Annotated in this window: 17 protein-coding genes; 13 read left to right on the top strand and 4 right to left on the bottom strand. The window is 57.6% G+C overall.

Annotated elements, in window-relative coordinates:
- Positions 1–91 precede the first annotated feature (91 nt).
- From DHN55_RS11510 to DHN55_RS11500, 3 genes are read left to right on the top strand one after another with little or no spacing between them, the layout of a single operon-like run.
- Positions 92–589 carry a TRAP transporter small permease subunit gene (locus DHN55_RS11510; RefSeq protein ID WP_108881407.1) on the top strand — a complete coding sequence of 166 codons (498 nt, stop codon included), beginning with the start codon at positions 92–94 and terminating at the stop codon, positions 587–589.
- Entirely contained in the window at positions 586–1,893 is a 1,308-nt protein-coding gene (locus tag DHN55_RS11505; RefSeq protein ID WP_108881406.1) for a TRAP transporter large permease subunit, read from the top strand. Before DHN55_RS11510 ends, DHN55_RS11505 begins: the two co-directional genes overlap by 4 nt.
- 44 nt (positions 1,894–1,937) lie before the next feature.
- Positions 1,938–2,687: an SDR family oxidoreductase gene (locus tag DHN55_RS11500; RefSeq protein ID WP_108881405.1), complete on the top strand. Its 750-nt coding sequence runs from the start codon at positions 1,938–1,940 to the stop codon at positions 2,685–2,687.
- Between the two features lie 30 nt (positions 2,688–2,717).
- Here DHN55_RS11500 and DHN55_RS11495 read toward each other — a convergent pair whose 3' ends face one another.
- Positions 2,718–3,617, bottom strand: a complete 900-nt coding sequence (locus DHN55_RS11495) for a PfkB family carbohydrate kinase (protein WP_108881404.1) — start codon at positions 3,615–3,617, stop codon at positions 2,718–2,720.
- Positions 3,618–3,624: 7 nt separating this feature from the next.
- On the bottom strand, positions 3,625–4,308 hold the full coding sequence (locus DHN55_RS11490) for a GntR family transcriptional regulator (protein WP_108881403.1): 684 nt from the start codon (positions 4,306–4,308) through the stop codon (positions 3,625–3,627).
- 160 nt (positions 4,309–4,468) lie between these two features.
- On the opposite strand from DHN55_RS11490, the gene DHN55_RS22335 reads away from it, so the two are divergent.
- The 3 genes from DHN55_RS22335 to DHN55_RS11480 all read left to right on the top strand — a co-directional run bounded on the left by DHN55_RS22335 (position 4,469) and on the right by DHN55_RS11480 (position 6,857).
- The gene (locus DHN55_RS22335; RefSeq protein WP_337660186.1) at positions 4,469–4,642 is read left to right on the top strand and encodes a hypothetical protein; all 174 of its coding nucleotides are present in this window, start codon (positions 4,469–4,471) and stop codon (positions 4,640–4,642) included.
- Positions 4,643–4,675: 33 nt separating this feature from the next.
- Positions 4,676–5,584 carry an alpha/beta fold hydrolase gene (locus DHN55_RS11485; protein ID WP_108881402.1) on the top strand — a complete coding sequence of 303 codons (909 nt, stop codon included), beginning with the start codon at positions 4,676–4,678 and terminating at the stop codon, positions 5,582–5,584.
- Positions 5,585–5,753: 169 nt separating this feature from the next.
- Positions 5,754–6,857: a glycine cleavage T C-terminal barrel domain-containing protein gene (locus DHN55_RS11480; protein ID WP_108881401.1), complete on the top strand. Its 1,104-nt coding sequence runs from the start codon at positions 5,754–5,756 to the stop codon at positions 6,855–6,857.
- Here DHN55_RS11480 and DHN55_RS11475 read toward each other — a convergent pair.
- Positions 6,850–8,028, bottom strand: a complete 1,179-nt coding sequence (locus tag DHN55_RS11475) for a DUF3095 family protein (protein ID WP_337660185.1) — start codon at positions 8,026–8,028, stop codon at positions 6,850–6,852. The genes DHN55_RS11480 and DHN55_RS11475 overlap by 8 nt on opposite strands.
- A gap of 123 nt (positions 8,029–8,151) precedes the next feature.
- On the opposite strand from DHN55_RS11475, the gene DHN55_RS11470 reads away from it, so the two are divergent.
- Entirely contained in the window at positions 8,152–9,213 is a 1,062-nt protein-coding gene (locus DHN55_RS11470) for a glycosyltransferase (RefSeq protein ID WP_108881399.1), read from the top strand.
- Positions 9,210–9,959: a polysaccharide deacetylase family protein gene (locus DHN55_RS11465; protein WP_108881398.1), complete on the top strand. Its 750-nt coding sequence runs from the start codon at positions 9,210–9,212 to the stop codon at positions 9,957–9,959. The genes DHN55_RS11470 and DHN55_RS11465 overlap by 4 nt, the downstream gene beginning before the upstream one ends.
- Here the strand turns inward: DHN55_RS11465 and DHN55_RS11460 are convergent.
- Positions 9,938–11,317: an adenylate/guanylate cyclase domain-containing protein gene (locus DHN55_RS11460; protein ID WP_108881397.1), complete on the bottom strand. Its 1,380-nt coding sequence runs from the start codon at positions 11,315–11,317 to the stop codon at positions 9,938–9,940. The genes DHN55_RS11465 and DHN55_RS11460 overlap by 22 nt on opposite strands.
- A 268-nt stretch (positions 11,318–11,585) precedes the next feature.
- On the opposite strand from DHN55_RS11460, the gene DHN55_RS11450 reads away from it, so the two are divergent.
- The 5 genes from DHN55_RS11450 to DHN55_RS11430 all read left to right on the top strand — a co-directional run bounded on the left by DHN55_RS11450 (position 11,586) and on the right by DHN55_RS11430 (position 18,954).
- Entirely contained in the window at positions 11,586–13,514 is a 1,929-nt protein-coding gene (locus DHN55_RS11450; RefSeq protein WP_108881395.1) for a dipeptide ABC transporter ATP-binding protein, read from the top strand.
- The gene (locus DHN55_RS11445) at positions 13,514–15,430 is read left to right on the top strand and encodes an ABC transporter substrate-binding protein (RefSeq protein WP_108881394.1); all 1,917 of its coding nucleotides are present in this window, start codon (positions 13,514–13,516) and stop codon (positions 15,428–15,430) included. Before DHN55_RS11450 ends, DHN55_RS11445 begins: the two co-directional genes overlap by 1 nt.
- A gap of 3 nt (positions 15,431–15,433) precedes the next feature.
- Complete coding sequence (locus DHN55_RS11440; protein WP_108881393.1) at positions 15,434–16,432, top strand: ABC transporter permease subunit; 999 nt, start codon at positions 15,434–15,436, stop codon at positions 16,430–16,432.
- Positions 16,433–16,434: 2 nt separating this feature from the next.
- Entirely contained in the window at positions 16,435–17,610 is a 1,176-nt protein-coding gene (locus DHN55_RS11435) for an ABC transporter permease subunit (protein WP_108881392.1), read from the top strand.
- A 132-nt stretch (positions 17,611–17,742) separates the two neighbouring features.
- Positions 17,743–18,954, top strand: coding sequence for a glycosyltransferase (locus tag DHN55_RS11430; protein ID WP_108881391.1), 1,212 nt, complete (start codon positions 17,743–17,745; stop codon positions 18,952–18,954).
- Positions 18,955–18,968 lie beyond the last annotated feature (14 nt).

Below are 18,968 nucleotides of genomic sequence, written 5' to 3'. Positions count from 1 at the left end.
ATGTTGATCACAGGGGAAATCTTTGCCGGGGTTTGATTTCAGGTCTTCACGCTGGAAGGCCGGAAATTCGCCGCACGGGGGAGGGGACATCATGATCGAGAAAGCTCTGGAAAATTTCTGCCAACTGCTGCGCATAGCAGTGGGTGTCCTGGTCGCAGCGCTCATTGTACCGGTCACGATGCAGGTGCTGGCCCGTTATACCGGCATCATCCCGGTCTACCTGTGGACCGAGGAACTGGCGACCTACCTGTTTGTGTGGATGGTGATGCTGGGCTCCATCATCGCGGTTTGGGAAGGTACGCACTTCGATGTGCATGTCGTGCGCGACGCCACATCGCCGCTCGGCAAGCTTGTGCAGAAAGGCTTTGTGCTGCTGGTCATGTGCGTGTTCGCACTGCTGTTTGCCTATTACGGTATCGGCTACGCAAAGTTCGGGTCCATCCAGACATCGGTGATGATGCAGGTCAACCTGCTGGTGATTTACATAACGGTGCCGTTTGCCGGGGTCTGCTGGGCGGTATTCGCCCTGTTCCGGTTGTGGCAGGCCATCCAGGAATACCGGTATAGCTCCGGAAGGCCGGCGGCATGATCATTTCCACCGGTTATGCCTGCCTCATTCTGCTGACAGGTTTCGTCACGCTTGTCGTGGCGCGCGTGCCGGTCGCCTTTGCACTCGGAATCGCAACCATCCCGCTGGTGGTGTTCGACATCCGGCTGACGCCGTTCCTGATCATGGATCGGATGTTCAATTCCTATAATTCGTTCATCCTGCTGGCCGTCCCGTTCTTCCTCCTGGCGGCGAACCTGATGAACGGTGGCAAGATAACCGACAAGCTGATCGAGTTCGCCCGGGTCCTGACAGGTTGGCTGCCGGGAGGTCTTGGTCATGTGAACGTTGCCGTGTCGATGCTGTTTGCCGGCATTTCCGGATCATCGACGGCAGATGCCGCGGGATGCGGCAAGATTCTCATTCCGGCCATGACCCGACAGGGTTTCGATCCGCGGTTTTCCGTCGCCATAACTGCTTGTTCATCGGTCATGGGCGTGATCATCCCGCCCAGCATCCTGATGATTGTGTGGGGTGGCGTGATGTCGATTTCAGTGGGCGCGCTGTTTCTCGCCGGTGCGATACCGGGTCTGATGATTGCGGCCGCCCTGATGGCCACCGTTTACGGCTATGCGAAGGTGTATGACTATCCAACAGCCGGAACACCGACCCTGACAGAATTCTGGAGTGCGCTGAAAGGGGCCGGGCTGGCCTTGCTGACGCCGGTGTTCGTTATTGGCGGCATTGTGGGAGGTGTCGTCACACCGACGGAGAGCGCGATTATTGCCGCCTTCTACTCGTTCTTCCTGGGCTTTGTCGTGTACCGCACCATAACCTTACGCGACACGGTCGGCATCCTGTATGAAACGGGCCGGTTTGCATCGATCTCGCTGTTTGCGATCGGCACGGCCTCGGTCTTCGGCTGGATGCTGGCCTTCTACAATGTGCCGCGGCTGATGGTCGGCGTCATGACCGGCCTTGAATTCGGCCAGTTCGGAACCGCGCTGGTGATTGCCGGTTTCTTTTTGCTGTTCGGTTTGTTCATCGACGCCATTCCCGCGATCATCATTCTGGGCACGGTCCTGTACCCGGTGGCATCCGCCGCCGACATTCACCCCGTCGTCTTTGCTATTATCGGCATCGTTTCGCTTGCCTTCGGCCTGGTTACACCGCCCTACGGACTTTGCCTGCTGATCTCGGCGTCCATTGCCGAACTCAACGTGGTCAAGGTCTTGCGGGACGTGGTCATCATCCTCGTGCCGATGCTTGTCATTTTACTGCTCATCATCCTGTTTCCGGAGATCGTCCTCTGGCTGCCCAGGACGCTGATGCCCGGATTCAAGTAAATCGCCGTCAGGCGCCAAAGCCCGAATTTCAACAGGAGAACACTATGCAGTTAGAAAACAAGACCGTGATCGTAACCGGCGGTGGCCGTGATATCGGCCGCGCCTGCGTCATGCGGCTGGCAGAAGAAGGCGCCAGGGTCGCCATCAATTATTATGCAAGCGGCGACGGCGCGCAATCTGCAGTCGAGGAAATCAAGGCGGCAGGCGGACAGGCATTTGCGCTGGGAGGAGACCTGACGAAGAGCGAGGATGTGGCAAGCCTGGTTGACAGGACCCGTGCCGAATTCGGCGATGACATCCACGGGCTGGTCCACGTCACCGGCGGCCTGGTTGCACGCAAGAAAATCGACGAAATGGACGAAGCCCACTGGAACCGGGTGATGGACCTGAACACCACCAGTTACTTCCGCATGATCAAGGCTGTCGAGCCGTACATGTCGGACGGCAGTTCCATTGTAGGTTTCGCTTCACAGGCGGGCCGCGACGGGGGTGGGCCGGGAGCGGTCGCCTATGCCGCGTCAAAAGGCGCTGCCATGACCATGACACGTGGGTTTGCCAAGGAATTCGGGCCTCGCATCCGGGTGAATGCCATCTGTCCCGGCATGATCGACACGGATTTCCACAATATTTTCACCAAGCCGGAAGTCCGCGCCCACGTTGCCAATATCACGCCGATGAAACGCGAAGGCACATCTGAAGACACCGCAAACCTGGCGGTGTTCCTGATGACTGACCAGTCATCCTTCATGACCGGCACATGCGTCGATATCAATGGCGGCGTGCTGTTCTCTTGAGCAAGCGTTTCGGCAGATAGGCAATGTGCACTACAAGGTGACCAGCGCACCATGGTGCTGGATCACCCGTGCAGCACATTGCTGGCCTGCTGCAATAGACCTGGCAATGTCGCTGGTCTGGAGGAATTCAGCCAGAAAAGCGCCGTTGAAGGAATCACCGGCCCCGGTTGTGTCGACCGGGTTTGCAACATGCTCGGTCCGGTACCGGCAAACGCCGTCACCGGACCTGACTAAAACATCGCCGGAGCCGTCTTTCAGAACGATGATGCCAGCGCCGGCCTCGGCATAGCGGGCAAGAACCGCTTCCCCGCTGGTGTCGCCAAAGCTGCGCTGTTCATCATCGCAGCTGGGCAGGCAGATGGTCGAAGCGCCGGCAGCCAGATGCATCAGCTGCTTCATCTGTCCGGGGTCCTGCCACAGTGCAGGACGGATATTTGAGTCAAAGGCTACTGTCTTGCCCCGTGATCGCGCGTTCTTCAGGCATGCAATCAGCGACAGTGCATCTTCTTCCGGCAGAATTGCCAGTGTGATGCCGGAAAAATAGATGGCATCAGCCGCTTCGACTGTTTCGGTGAGCTTGTCCCGGTCTGCTGCAAGCAGGCGGGCTGCCGAGGCGTCACGCCAGTAGCTGAAGCTGCGCTCACCTTCATCCAGATGGATCATGTACAGGCCGGGCCGCCGGTCTTCCAGCCTCTGTATTGCGCTGCAATCAATGCCGGCATCTTCAAAGAAGCTGAGCATCTCACCCGAAACGGTGTCGGTTCCGACCGCCGACATGAAGCGGGTTGTCCAGCTGTCATCAAATCCTGCACGGGCATACCACAGCGTGTTGAATACATCGCCTGCAAAGGATTTCCGCAGCAGTCCGTTTTCAGTCTGCGCCAGCTCGACCATGCATTCGCCGATGCCGACAAACACGTTCGCGTGCATCGAAGGATCAGTCTTCGAAGTAGTCACTATGGGATTCTCTGGCGGCATTGAACGTCTGGTCAAGCCTGCCCAAATGATGCCGTATCAGTTTGATGGTGCCGGTCTCGTCATGTTTTTTGAGCAGGTCGTAAATTTCGGCATGGTCTTCGCGGACTTCACTCAGTGCTGGCTGGGATGAAAGCTGGATCATGCACAACCGGTCGAGGTGTGCCTTGTTGCCGGCGATTGTATCAAAGGCAAACTCGGCATCGCCGGCCCGGCAGATCAAATGATGAAATTCGTAGTCAAGGTCATGGAAATCATCCACGTTCATGCTTTCAACACACTGCTTCTGTCGTTTGAGGTTCTCATCAAACGAAACACTGTCCATATCCATTTTCGATGCGCAGATACGACGAATGACCTCAATCTCCACGGCTGTGCGAATGAATCTCGAGTTCATAATGTGGCTTTGTGAAATCTTCCTGACCAGGGTTGCTCTTTGCGGGCGAATTTCCAGCAGTTTCATGTTGCTCAGCCGGATGAAGGCTTCTCTCACCGGCTGGCGTGAAACATTGAACTGACCGGCGATTTCAACCTCGGACATGCGGGTGCCGGGTTCGAGCTTCAGTGTGACGATGTCAGCATGAAGGCGATCGAAGACCTCGTCGACAGTGGTCCGGCGGCCAAATTCATTTCCAAGTGCGTACATAAGAAATCCTCATTCAAGTGCGAGGTACCATACTAGGATAAAGGCCGGTTTCAAAAGACTTTCGGCACACTTTTACAGATAACTGACGCTGGGGGTGGCGCCGGTCTTGTCAACCCGTCATGGTTGTGATGGCGAGATGGGGACATATATGAGGGGCACAATGGAAGAAAGACACTATCAGATAATCGGACTGCTGGGATTCATAATCGCCGGCCTGGTTTTCATTGCTGTCGGGATCAACTTCGGCGACACGCTGACTATCGTCGGCAGTGTCATCTGGGTGATATCTTGCATGATCTGGATGGTCCCGTTTCTGAAACCGAAAAAGCAATGATGTTTGCCGCGAACGAAAAGGGACTGAAGCGAGATGCAACCAAGGCGCAATGAAATCGAGTTCGATGCCGAAGGTGCCATATTGCACGGCTGGCACTATGTACCTGATGGCAGCAGGGGATCTTTTCCTACCATTGTCATGGCGCATGGATTTTCTGCTGTTAAGGAACAGTATCTCGATGACTATGCCGCGGCGTTTGCGGCCGCCGGCCTGGCTTCCATCGTGTTTGACAATCGCAATTTCGGCGCAAGCGAGGGTGAGCCTCGCCAGGAAGTTGATCCGGTTCAGCAAGTCCGGGATTATCGGCATGCGATCAGCTATGCCTGCACGCTGCCCGATGTCGACGTTGACCGCATTGGCGTGTGGGGAACCAGCTACAGCGGCGGTCATGTTCTGGAGGTCGCAGCCTATGACAGACGGGTAAAATGCGTTGTCAGCCAGGTGCCGACCGTCAGCGGTCCTGAAGCTGCGCTGCGCCGGACACGTGCCGACCTGATGCCGGGTGTGCTCGCTGCCCTGCAGGCCGACCGGGCTGACAGGTTTGAAGGTGCTGCGCCCAAGATGATCAAGGTGGTTACCGATGGTGAAGGCGGACCCGGTGCGCTGGCCGGTGATGACAGCTGGCAGTTTTTTATGGGCAGCCGCTCTCGCGCGCGTGGATGGATCAACGAAGTTACCCTGCGGTCTGCCGAGATGGCCCGAGAATATGAACCCGGAAATTGCATTCACCGCATCAGCCCGACACCGCTTTTAATGATCGTGGCCGACCATGATCATGTGACGCCGACCGATCTGGCGCTTGAAGCGTATGAAAGAGCGCTGCACCCGAAGAAGCTGGTTGTGCTGAAGGGCGGGCATTTTGTTCCCTATGTCGAACAGTTTTACGAGTCCAGCGGGGCGGCAATCGGCTGGTTCAGTGAACACCTGTTCGGGCAGGGCTGATTTAGGCGGTTCCGTGAACGGCTGCGGTGCAGATTTTTTCAACAGATGTTGAATTACCGGACTCGCTAAAGTCACCAGTGACGTTTCCAGACCGGCAAATGCCGGTTTTTCCGATGGATGATGCGCGCGTGACGGATTAAAACACCCCTGTTCAGGGAGGTTCCGCATCATGTTTTCCATTTTCCCGTCTGCACGCTTGCGCCCGTCACCGTTCTTCGATGCCACTGTGGCGGACGGAGTGAAGAGTTTTTCCACCTACAATCACATGTTGATGCCGACGGGTTATGGACAGCCTGAAGAGGAATACTGGCGCATCATCAACGGTGTTTCCATGTGGGATGTGTCGGTCGAACGCCAGGTGCAGCTGCAAGGCCCGGATGCGGGCAAGCTGGCACAGATGCTGTGCCCTCGTGACCTGACAAAGTGCGTTGTAGGCCAAGGCAAGTACGTAGCTGTGTGCAACCATGCCGGCACGGTGATCAATGACCCGATCCTTCTGAAACTGGATGAACAGCGCTTCTGGCTGTCCATCGCCGACAGCAATATCTGGTTCTGGGCGGGTGCCATTGCGGCCGAGCGCGGGCTCGATGTCGAGGTGAGCGAACCGGACGTGTCGCCATTGGCAGTGCAGGGACCGAAGGGCGAGGACGTTGTAGCGTCGATATTCGGCGACTGGGTGCGTGACCTGAAATACTTCTGGTTCAAGGAAACCGAGATCGACGGCATTCCGGTCGCGGTTGCACGGTCCGGCTGGTCAAAGCAGGGAGGCTTTGAGCTCTACCTGATGGATGGCTCAAAAGGCACCCGGCTCTGGAACCTGGTCAAGGAAGCCGGCAAGCCCTGGGACATCGGTCCCGGCAATCCCAACCATTGCGAGCGGGTGGAAAGCGGGCTGTTGTCGTTTGGCGGAGACACCGACAACCACACCAATCCATATGAAGTCCGCATGGGCCGGTATGTGGACCTGGACGTGCCGGACGACGTTGTCGGCATCAAGGCGCTGCGCAGGATCAAGGCGGAGGGGCCCAAGCGGCACCAGCTCGGCATCATGCTGGAAGGCGATGAGCCGGACCAGGTGGCATTCAGCTGGTTCGACATCAACTCGCGTGGCGAAAAGATAGGCGACATGACCAATATTGCCTGGTCGTACCGGTTGAAAAAGAACATCGGCTTTGCACTGGTAAGTGTAGATGCGAAACCCGGTGATGCGGTGACCGTGATGAAGAACGGCGCTGAAGTTGCCGCGAAGTTGTGCGACCTGCCGTTTATTTGACCGAAGCCGGCGCGGGTGAAGCTGCCCGCGCCTTCATGGCTTTCGCGGCCTGGGTGTATCCACCATTGGCCCCGTCGATGAAGTGCACATGCAGCGACTGGGCAAGGTCGAACAGCAGGCAGGTCATCAATGCTGCGTCCGAGCGCCATGTACCGTAATTCAGCTCACCTGCGGCAAAGCCGGATTCGAGAAAACTCTCTATTTCATCTGCCTGCTCTGCGGTCACATCGATCACCAGCCTCAGGGCACCGTCAAACTTTCGGAAGTCAGTGTTGGCTTTCAGTTCTTCACGATACCTGGGCGCATCATACTCAACATATTTGCGGTTGTAACGCTCGGCCAGGCTTTGAAACGCGTAGGTCAGTGTTGTCCACGCCAATGCACCGTAGCGACCATACCTGCCGCGCAGTGCGGCACGCTCCATGGCCAGGCTGGGGGAACTGATACCAGCCAGTTTGAGGTTGCTGTTTTGCACCGGAGCACAATCGTTGATCGGCTTGCCGAGGATGCGCGTCAGTTTTTTGTTGATCTGACTTGTGGTGACCTTGTTGCCGGCGGTTTGCAGAATGACGGTGAGCATGACGCCGTTGCGGGCCTGCAATGGTTGCCAGCGGCATGACAGACCTTCCAGGTCAAGTGATTTGCCGGCGTCTTCCGGCGACAGGTGCCAGTTGTTCTGTGCCTCGTCCTTCAGCCATTTGTCAGCCAGTTCCAGACCGCCACCTGCAAACATGGCAAGATGATTGTTTCCTGCCAGCTGGAATTTCCTGACCTGAACGTCGGTGCCCGCCTGGCGCAATTCGCGAACCGGTATGGCGGCTGCGCGCAAGGTCAGGCCGAACAGGGGTTCACATTGATCCTGCAGGGAACCGAGCCTGTTGCGCGCCGCTTTCAACGCGCCAGGCGGTACGGCAACCACGCCACCGTCACCACCGAACATGAACGGCACATCGACGCCGTCGCACCCATTGAGCACCGCCACGATCGAGGCGGCGCCGACCATGTTGACGGACTTGTACTCGCCACGCTCGATCGCACCGGTCGAGTTGACGACGTCTGATATCAGGACGGTCCAGCCGTCCGGCAATGGCATGAAGCCGAGCCCGTCGGAAATGGTGTCGAAGTCTTCCGAAGGTTTGAGGTTGCCATAGAAATTGTCGATGTCGGACACGTGGTGTTCTTTCCTGCGGAATTTCCGGTCATGGCGCGATGCCAGTTTGCACTCTATACAGGCCGGGTCATAGGCCTAGCTGATTGAAACGGTAACAACGTGCTAATTGGATTTTACGCAACCATGAAGTCACCAGATGACCCGGTGCCGTCAGGTGACCGGACGATGGCACGACAACTGGTGAAAGCGCTGCAGATTGCCGGGCACGAGGTGGACCTGGTTTCCAGCCTGAAGTGCCGCTTGCGTACGCCCGGTATGCTTGAGGAAATCGCGCTGGATGCAGGACGTGAAGTTGATCAGGTTGCAGCGCGCTGGCGGGCACAGGGCGTCCCTGACCTGGTGATGACCTATCACGTCTACTACAAGTCACCGGACTTCATAGGGTCGGAACTGGCCAGGCGGTTTGATATTCCGTTTGTAACAGTTGAGGCATCTCATGCGGGCAAGCGTGATCGGGATGAATGGGCTGCCGCACAGGCGATCTCATCGGCTGCAATCAGGCAGGCTGACCTGAACATATGCTTTACGGACAGGGATGCAGAGGGTGTGGCGAAGTTGGTGAAACCTGAGCGGCTGGCTGTCCTGCCGCCATTTGCGGACTTCTCCGGATTGCCTGCAGTTCGCCAACACAATGACGAAGCTGAGACGGTCGAGTTGATTGCGATTGCCATGATGTTAAAGGGCAACAAGCTGAAAAGTTTCAGCCTGCTTGCCGAGGGGCTTCGGCGATTGAAGTCCCGCAACTGGCAGCTCACGGTTGTTGGCGACGGACCAGTACGCGACGATGTCGAGAAAATGTTCGACGGTCTCGATCTGGTGCGGTTCGTTGGGCAGAAGGACCGGGCAGGGGTGGCTGACTATCTGGCCAACTCCGACGTGCTGGTGTGGCCAGGGTACCGTGAGGCGTTCGGACTGGCCTATCTCGAGGCACAAGGGGCGGGGCTGCCTGTGGTTGCAATGCGGTCCGGCGGTGTCGAGGCCGTTGTGGATGATGGCAGAACCGGCCGGCTGGTTGAGGAGGGCAACGTGGCGCAGTTTGCAATTGCCGTCGATGAGCTGATTGGGAATGCCGACTTGCGCAACAGCATGGGAAAACAGGCGCTTGCATTTGCTCGCGGGGAGCGCGGGATCGCGATAGCGTCTGCACGACTGGATGCATTGCTTAAAAGAGTGGATATCGGATGAGCCATCCCGAGCTTGAGTTTGAATTGCAGAACTGGCGGGGTGCCGGCAAGCCGCCGCAAGTCTGGTGGCGCGATGATGATGCGGTGTCGGCGACCCCGCGACTGGACCGCCTCACTCAGGTCACTGGCGAAGCCGGCGTTGAGGTTTTGCTTGCCGTGATCCCGGCACATGCGGATCAGTCGCTGGCGGATCATGTCGCACAAAATGGCAATCTGACCCCGTGCGTGCACGGCTGGTCGCACACCAACCATGCCCCTGCGGGCGAGAAGAAATGTGAACTTGGAGACCATCGGGCGCTGGACACAGTACTGTCAGATATATCCCGGGGCCGGCAACAGCTTGCACGGTTGTTCGGTTCAAGGCTCGCGCCGGTTCTGGTGCCGCCATGGAATCGCATGCGCGGCGATCTTGCCCCGCACCTCGGCGAAATTGGCATAGATGCGTTTTCAACCTTTGCGCACAAACGCACATTGCCCGCCATACAGGCAAACACCCATGTGGACGTGATGGACTGGAAAGCAGCGGGCGGTGCCGCGGGAAAGGAGCAAGACCGGATACTATCCGAACTGGCTGCGGCACTAGGGGTTTCGCGCGCGAACGGATTTTACCCTGTCGGCCTGCTGACCCACCACCTGGTTCATGATGATGCGGCCTGGTCTGCGCTTGGCGGCGTGCTGGCGCACCCTGGTCTGAACTGGGTGCCGTTTGCCGACACCCTGGATCATCATCCCAGAACCACCAGCTGATCGGCACCGGCCAGGGTGGATTTCCGCCGGCGGGCAGGTTTGGCAGGTTCGTATCCCTGTTCAAGGGCAACATCGTACGTGTGGCCGTCGGTCAGGGCGCGGCTCCTGGTTGTCTTGTTGTGTTTTTCCAGCTTGGCCGACATGTTCGCCGCTGACCCGATCACCGTGAACTCCAGCCGCGAGTCGTCGCCTATCGTGCCAAACACAATGGGACCGGCAGCAACGGCTGCGTTGACTTTGCCGCCGGCAAATACCTTCAGCGTCTCATCCGTGTCCCAGGTGTCGGTTTCAGCAATGATCGCATCAATCGCGCGCACCGCATCGGCGGCATAGGTTTCACTTGCGCGCACGGCACCGAACGTCGCCATGATGCCGTCGCCCATGAATTTGTCGATGGAACCGCCATGTCCCTGGATAATGCCCACAATACGTTTCTGGTAGGCGATCAGCAGGCCCAGCACATTCTCAGCGTCCTTGCCTGAGGCGTACTTGGTGAAGCCGCGCAGGTCGACATTGAGGATCGCCGCTTCAACACGCTTGCCCTTGCCGGGCGTGGCGGCTTCGTCAGCATTGCGAATGTCGGATGCCACCGCGCTGTCGAAGTACCGGGACAGTTCGTTAGCCGCCTGGGCATCAGCAGTTGCCCTGACCAGAAGGTCATTGGCCCGGCTCAGAGCGACGGCAATGATGCCGGCGACCATGACAATGGTGATGGTCTTGTCGAACTCGGCGCCCAGCAGAATTTCGTTGCCGGTCAGGTATTCGATGTAATTGCGTGTCGTGCTCATGCCATGTGCGGAATACACCGCATAGGCAACCAGGGTCAGCCAGCCGACCGCCGCCGCCAGCCCTGAGAACACAACAAAGCGGGCCTGGAAGCGAAGGGCGCGCAGGGCGATGAAGATGAACACGTAGAGCAGGGTGGGTGCCTTGAGATAGAACGAAGGCGGTTGATCGTACTGAATATGAAAGCTCCAGATCAGGAGCATCAGGATCGCAATATCGAAAATGATCGAAATGTAGACGGCCCAGTTCGGCAGGCCTGTCCGGTGCGCCCAGATCAACCCGATGACATTGAGGCCAAAGTAGATAGCCAGTGCCCAGGAGACCGGGGAAAACGCGGTGCCGAAATCGGTCTTCGGCGCAATCGCGTACAAAATCGCCCATGTTGATACGATGACCAGCTGGATAACCTTGATCAGAACTTCACTGGACTGGTCGTGACGATCTATCGAAGCCAGCACCCTGGGTGACAGCGCGCGTGCCGGAGTTGTGCCGGGCACGAGGCTCCTGATTCTGCGCCACGTCGAGGGCGTGCCCGAGTTCGCGGTTTCGGTAACTTGTTGCAGGGATGACATAAATGTCCTCCAGACAGGGGTTCTGCCCGATTGGCATGACGTTTGGTAGGGTATGATTTACACGTTTGCGTGGTCCATCAACAGGGCTGATGCAGTCAATCCGGTTCACGACCGCTCACGGTTGCGCGCCTGCATGACAATTGGCCGTGAACGGATTGATAAGCACAGGGTTTTCCACATGAATTCGCGTTTGATAAAAACCTGTATCCTGACAACGATATGTCGGCTATCGTAACCCAATTAACGGCGTTTGGCGTAATCGGGTGTCATGAGTTCCTCTGAAGATCTTCTACGAATCGAAGACCTGCGGATCAGCTTTCGCGTTCATTCATCGACCATCGAGGCGGTGAAGGGAGCAAGCTTCCGCATTCGTCCTGGCAAGGTGACGGCACTGGTTGGCGAATCCGGTTCCGGCAAGTCGGTTATTGGTCAATCGATCATGGGCATCCTGCCGACAGTGGGATCCATCGCCGGCGGGTCGATAACCTTCAATGACCCGAATTCCAAATCAGGACCGGTTCAGATTGAAGAACTGTTACCCAGTGGACCTGAAATGCGGGATCTGCGCGGCGGGCGCATCGCCATGATTTTTCAGGAGCCCATGACGTCGCTGTCGCCGCTGCACACCGTCGGCAACCAGATAGAAGAGGCGCTTCAGCTTCATCAGCCGGTGGACCGCAATGCGGCCCGGGCAAAGACCGAGGAAATGCTGGGGCTGGTCGGATTCCCCAATCCGGCAAAGGCCTATGACATGTATTCGTTCGAGTTGTCCGGTGGTCTGCGCCAGCGCGCGATGATTGCCATGGCGCTCATCTGCCGGCCGGCATTGCTGATTGCCGATGAGCCGACAACGGCCCTCGATGTCACGATACAGGCGCAAATCCTGCAACTGCTGAAAGACTTGCAGGAACGCTTCAACATGGCGATCCTGCTGATCACCCACGATCTCGGCGTGGTCGCCAACATGGCCGATGATGTGGTGGTCATCTATCACGGCCAGATCGTCGAAGCAGGCCAGGTGTCGCATATATTCCGGTCGCCGCAGCATCCGTACCTGAAGGCTCTGCTGAATGCGGTTCCGCATTTCGACATGAAGCGGGGTGAACGCCTGGTGTCACTGCGCGACGTCAAGGTCGATGCAGCGACGCTGTTGAAAGGTCCTGTGGCAGAAAAGGTTGAGTTGAAGGCGGATCCAGCGGGTGAGGGTGAGGAAGAGCCGCCGTTGTTATCGGTGCGCAATCTGCAGAAGCATTTTTTCACCAAGAAATCCGGCTGGCTCGCCAGCAAGGAAGAAAGTGTCATCAAGGCGGTTGACGGCGTCAGTCTCGACATCAGGCGTGGCGAGTGCCTCGGCCTCGTGGGTGAGAGCGGCTGCGGCAAGACCACCGTTTCCAAATTAATCATGCGTGCTGTAACTCCTGATGCCGGCGAGATCATTTATTCCGATCGCGGGCATGCACCGATCGACATGGCCCAGGCAAACGCGGCGGAACTTAACACGCTGCGCACCCGAATCCAGATGGTGTTCCAAGACCCGTTCTCCTCGCTCAATCCGCGCATGACGGTGTCCAACATCCTGACCGAACCGATGGAGATCCATAAGGTTGGCACGTCGGAAAGCCGGCGGCAGCACGCTGCCGGTCTGATGCAGGCGGTTGGCCTTGATCCCCGTTTCCTCAACCGGTATCCGCACAGCTTTTCCGGCGGCCAGCGGCAACGCATCGGCATTGCCCGTGCGCTTGCTCTCAATCCGGGCCTCCTGATCTGCGATGAGCCGGTATCGGCGCTGGATGTGTCAGTGCAGGCGCAGGTCCTCAACCTGCTCAAGGACCTGCAAAGCCAGCTCGATCTCACCTATCTGTTTGTGTCTCACAACCTGGCGGTTATCGATTACATGGCCGACCGTATAGCCGTCATGTGCCAGGGTCGGATCGTCGAGATGGCAAGCCGGGAAAAGATTTTCCGCAGTCCGCTGCATCCGTATACGCGGTCGCTACTGGCGGCGGTGCCGTTTCCGGATCTGGATCGGCCGCTGGATTACGATACCCTGTCATTGTCCGGCGCATCCGATGATACCTTGTGGCCGCAGGCCTTCAAGCGCGAGACCGGCAACGGGGGCATGGCCTCAATTGATGTTGGCGACGGGCACATGGTGCTTGCCAATGCAAATGCCAGCATGAAGGAGCTGCGTGCGTGATGACCTATCTACGCTTTGCAGTACTGGGGTTGCTTCTGCTTGCCGGAATGCAGGCAAGCGCCGTCGCAATGACGTTTCAGGAAACGCCGTACCTCGAAGACCTGGTGAAAGCCGGGAAAATCGATCCGGTTGCCAAACGGGTGCCGGCACAACCGCGGATAATCGACCTGGAAAAACTCGGGCGCGAGCCGGGTCGCCACGGCGGCAAGCTGCGCATGCTGATGGGACGCAAGAAAGACGTGCGGATGATGGTCTATTACGGCTATTCGCGTCTTGTCGGCTATGATCTGACTTACACGCTTCAGCCGGATATCCTGGCAAGCTACGAGGTCGAGGACGGCCGCATCTTCACACTGCATCTCAGGCCCGGGCATCGCTGGTCCGACGGAGCGCCGCTCACAACCGAAGATTTCCGCTTCACCTATGAAGACGTGATGCTGAACAAGAAACTGCGGCGCGGCGGCCTGCCGAATGCCATGCTGGTCGACGGCAAGGGACCCAAGTTCACCGTCATTGACGAGGTGACGGTGCGCTACGAATGGGACGCGCCAAATCCGAAGTTCCTGCCAGCACTGGCTGCGCCGCTACCGTTGTACCTGACCTATCCATCGACCTACATGAAGCAGTTTCATGCTTCCTATATCGGCAAGGATGAGGCCGATGCGCTGGCCAAGAAGCGCAAGTACAAGCACTGGCGGGCCATGTTCATTCGCCTGGGTCGGCAAAACAGGCCTGAAAACCCCGACCTGCCGACACTGGAGCCCTGGTACAATACCATTGCGCCGCCATCGGAGCAGTTTGTATTCAAGCGCAATCCCTACTTCCATCGGGTCGATGCGCAAGGCCGCCAGTTGCCCTACATCGATACTGTGGAAATGAACATCTCATCCACCAATCTGATACCCGCCAAGACCGGGGCGGGTGAGAGCGACCTGCAGGGCCGGTATGTCAGTTTTGAAGATTATACCTTTCTGAAGCAGAGTGAAAAACGCCAGGGCTACAAAGTATTGCTGTGGAAATCGGCGGTTGGCTCCAAGGTCGCCATCAGGCCCAATTTGAACTTCAAGGATGATGCCTGGCGTGCGGTGATGCAGGATGTCCGGTTCCGGCAAGCCCTGTCGCTCGGGATAAACCGGCATGAAATAAACATGGTGACGTTCTTCGGCCTGGGCAAGGAAGTTGCTGATTCACCGCTCAAGCAAAGCCCGCTGTTCAGTGCGGACTATGCAAGCGCGTGGGCCGCCCACGATCCGGTACTGGCCAATCGCCTGCTTGACCAGGCCGGTCTGGACAAACGCGACGAGGACGGCGTGCGCCTGTTGCCGGACGGCCAGCGGGCGGAACTGATCATTGAATCAGCCGGTGAAAGCACTGTCGAAACGGACGTGCTGCAGCTCATTACCGATCATTGGCAGGAACTGGGCCTGAAGGTTTTCACCCGGGCCACCCAGCGCGACATATTCCGGTCGCGCCTGAAGGCCGGCAACACGATGATGAGTGTGTGGTCGGGACTGGACAATGCGATCCCCCAGGCATCCATGTCGCCGGAAGAACTTGCACCGAGCAACGATTCCCAGACGCAATGGCCGCAGTGGGGCCTGTACGGCATGACCGGCGGCAAATCGGGAACCGAACCGGACTTGCCATCGGCCAAGCGGTTGTTGTCCCTGTGGCAGGAGTGGCAGCAATCGCGCGATGACGAGACCCGCAAGCGTATCTGGAACGACATGCTGAAGCTTTATACCAACGAGGTGTTTTCCATCGGTACGGTCAATTCGACATTACAACCGATTGTGGTCAGCAAGAAGCTGCGCAATGTGCCGGAGGAGGAAGTCTACAGCTTCCAGCCGGGCAGTTATTTCGGTGTGTTCATGGTCGACACATTCTGGTTCAAAGACGGCACCGGGGGCAATTAGGTCATGTTGAGATATATCGCATGGCGCATTGTCGTCATGATTCCCACACTGTTCATGATCTCCGCCCTGGTGTTCGCCATCATCGAATTGCCGCCGGGCGATTATTTCGAAAGCTATGTGGCCGAACTGCAGGCACAGGGCGAGAGTGTGGACCTGAAGGCGATCGAGGCACTGAAGGTTCAGTATGGCTTCGACAAACCTCCCGTGGAGCGGTACTTCCACTGGGTGTGGGGCATGCTGCAAGGTGATTTCGGCTATTCGTTCGAGTATGAGTTGCCGGTAACCGATGTGGTCGGCGACCGGCTCTGGCTCACCATGCTGGTGTCCTTCGTCACCATCATCTTCACCTGGGTCATTGCCTTTCCAATCGGCATCTATTCGGCAACCCATCAGTATTCATGGGGTGACTACGGCTTGACCTTCGTTGGCCTGCTCGGTCTTGCCACCCCGAACTTCCTGCTGGCCCTGGTGTTCCTGTACCTGGCCAATCTGTGGTTCGGCACCTCCATCGGTCACCTGATGGATGCGCAGTATTTCAATCAGCCGATGAGCTGGGCCAAGGCACAATCCATCCTGGAGCACCTGATCATTCCGGTGATCATTATCGGCACGGCCGGCACCGCCGGCATGATCCGGCGCATTCGTGCCAACCTGCTGGATGAGTTGCAGAAGCAGTATGTGATTACGGCCAGGGCCAAGGGACTGCATCCGTTCAAGGCGCTGATGAAGTATCCGCTGCGCATGTCGATGAATTTCTTCATTTCGGACATCGGCTCGATCCTGCCGGCCATTATCTCAGGCGCGGAAATAACCGCGATTGTGTTGTCACTGGAAACCACCGGTCCGCTGCTGATCCGGGCCCTGCAGGCGCAGGACATGTACCTGGCCGGGTCGTTCCTGATGTTCCTGGCGTTCCTGTCGGTTATCGGGGTGTTGATTTCAGATTTTGCGCTGGCTTTGCTTGACCCGCGTATCCGGCTGCAGGGGGCGCAAACCAAATGAAGATGACATCGCCATTGCCGCCACCCGGCAAAGAGATGGGGCACTACGTGTCCGACGCGCCGTTCGATGTCATGTCGATCGAGAAGATTTCTCCCGAGCAGGAAAAAGTCTATCTCGCGCCGCAGTGGAAGCTGATGTGGTGGAAATTCAGACAGCACCGTATCGCAGTGTGGTGCGGGGTGTTTCTGGCGATTTTATATGCCACCATTTTTATCAGCGAGTTTCTGGCACCGTACAACATCCAGAGTCGTCATGTGGACCACATCTATTCTCCGCCACAGCGTGTGCATCTCATCCATGAAGGCGAGTTTGTCGGGCCGTTTGTGTATCGCCAGAAATACACGCTCAACATGGAAACGCTGAAACGCGAATATACCAAGGATACCAGCACGCTGGACAAAATCCGCTTCTTCTGCAGCGGCGACAAGTACTACTGGTGGGGGCTGGTGGAGATGGAAACCCATCTGTTCTGCCCTGCCAATGGCGGCGAATTGTTCCTGCTGGGCACCGACCGGCTGGGCCGGGACATGTTTTCGCGTATCATGGGCGGCGCCCGGATATCGCTGACCATCGGCCTGCTTGGTGTCATGGTCAGTTTTGTGCTGGGCATCGTCATAGGCGGTATGGCCGGATACTATGGCGGCTGGGTCGATATGGTTGTCCAGCGCATCATCGAGGTTCTGCAATCACTTCCCTCCATACCGTTGTGGCTGGCGCTGGCCGCCATCATGCCGGTGACCTGGAGTCCGCTGGTGGTGTATTTCGGGATCACAGTCATCCTCGGCCTGCTGGACTGGACCGGGCTGGCCAGGGCGGTGCGCTCGAAGCTGTTCTCATTGCGGGAAGAAGACTATGTGATGGCGGCCCAGCTGATGGGCGCGAAACCGAGGCGCATAATATCGCTGCATCTCGTGCCGGGCTTCATGTCTCACCTGATCGCCACTGCGACGATTGCCATTCCGACCATGATCCTGGGCGAAACAGCGCTCAGTTTCCTGGGCCTGGGACTGCGTCCGCCGATAACCTCATGGGGTGTCCTGCTGATCGAAGCTCAGAACATCAATGTGGTCGCGCTTTATCCATGGTTGATGCTGCCGGTTGTCCCGGTGGTGCTGGTCATCCTGGCGTTCAACTTCCTTGGGGATGGACTTCGTGATGCTGCCGACCCATACAAGTAACGCTGCTTGCGCCGCTGGCATCAGATCACGTCCAGCACACCGGCATGTGAGAGGTTGTGGTGTGATATGGATCGGTCATGATGGTAGTGCATTGGGGCACTTTGATTGCGCTTGAGTTCTGAGTGAGGGTTCATGAAACGTCTCGGCAATGTTCACATTCTGATGTACAGCCACGATACTTTCGGGCTGGGGCACCTTCGCCGCTGTCGCGCCATCGCTCATTCTCTGGTTGAAAACTTCAAGGGTGTCAGCATCCTGATCATAACGGGGTCGCAGATTGCCGGTGCGTTCAACTTTTCGGCTCGCGTCGACTTCGTGAAAATTCCCTCGGTCATCAAGCTGTACAATGGCGAGTATACCTCGATCGACAAGCATATCGATCTGACCGACACGTTGCAGATGCGCCAGTCGATAATCCAGCACACGGCGGAGTCGTTTCAGCCCGACATAATGATCGTGGACAAGGAGCCTCTGGGCCTGCGGGGCGAAATGCTGCCCACATTGAAGTATCTGCGCGAGCAGGGATGCCGGCTGGTTCTGGGCCTGCGTGATGTGATGGACTCAGCCGAAAAGCTTGAACGGGAATGGGAAAAGACCGACGCGCTCGCGCATGTTGAAAATCTCTATGATGATATCTGGGTCTATGGGACCGAGGACTTCTGGGATCCGCTGACCGGGCTTGATGTCAGTGATCAGGTGCGAGAAAAAACCCTGTATCTTGGTTTTTTGCGCAGGTCGCGACCGTCCTCTCCGGTTACAATGAACCTGCCCAGTGAGCCCTATCTGCTGGTGACGGGCGGCGGTGGCGGCGACGGCGCGCGTCTCATGACGCAAGTGCTTGGCGCTTATGCCGCCAAGGCGCACGACCTGCCGCGAGCGCTGCTGGTGCTGGGACCCCTGATGCCGACCGGCGAGCGTACCGAGATATTCCGCCAGGGTGAGTTGATGGACAATGTGGACGTGATCGAGTTTGACAACAGCATGGAAGACCTGGTCGAGAGTGCATCAGCCATTGTCGGCATGTGTGGCTACAATACGTTCTGCGAAGTGTTGTCGTTCAACAAGCCGGCCCTGATCGTGCCGCGCACAAACCCGCGTGAAGAGCAGTTCATCCGGGCGCGCCGGGCCGAACAACTGAACCTTGTTCAGATGATGCTGCCCAGTGATGCAGATGACGCTGTTTCACTGTCTGCGGCGTTGGCCGGCCTGCCTGACCGTGCCCTGCCTGACAGTGCCGGAGGTGCTGAAATGCTGAACGGACTGGAAACCATAAATGCTTTTGTGAGCAAATGGGCCGCCAGCAGGCCGGCTGCGGACCTCTATGCCGTTGCGGATGCCGGCTGACCGCTTTCGGAAAG

This window comes from Anderseniella sp. Alg231-50, assembly GCF_900149695.1.
Classification (GTDB): Bacteria; Pseudomonadota; Alphaproteobacteria; order Rhizobiales; family Aestuariivirgaceae; genus Anderseniella.
The sequence above is the reverse complement of the archived record's forward strand: the minus strand, read 5'-3'. Positions and strand labels throughout refer to the sequence as shown.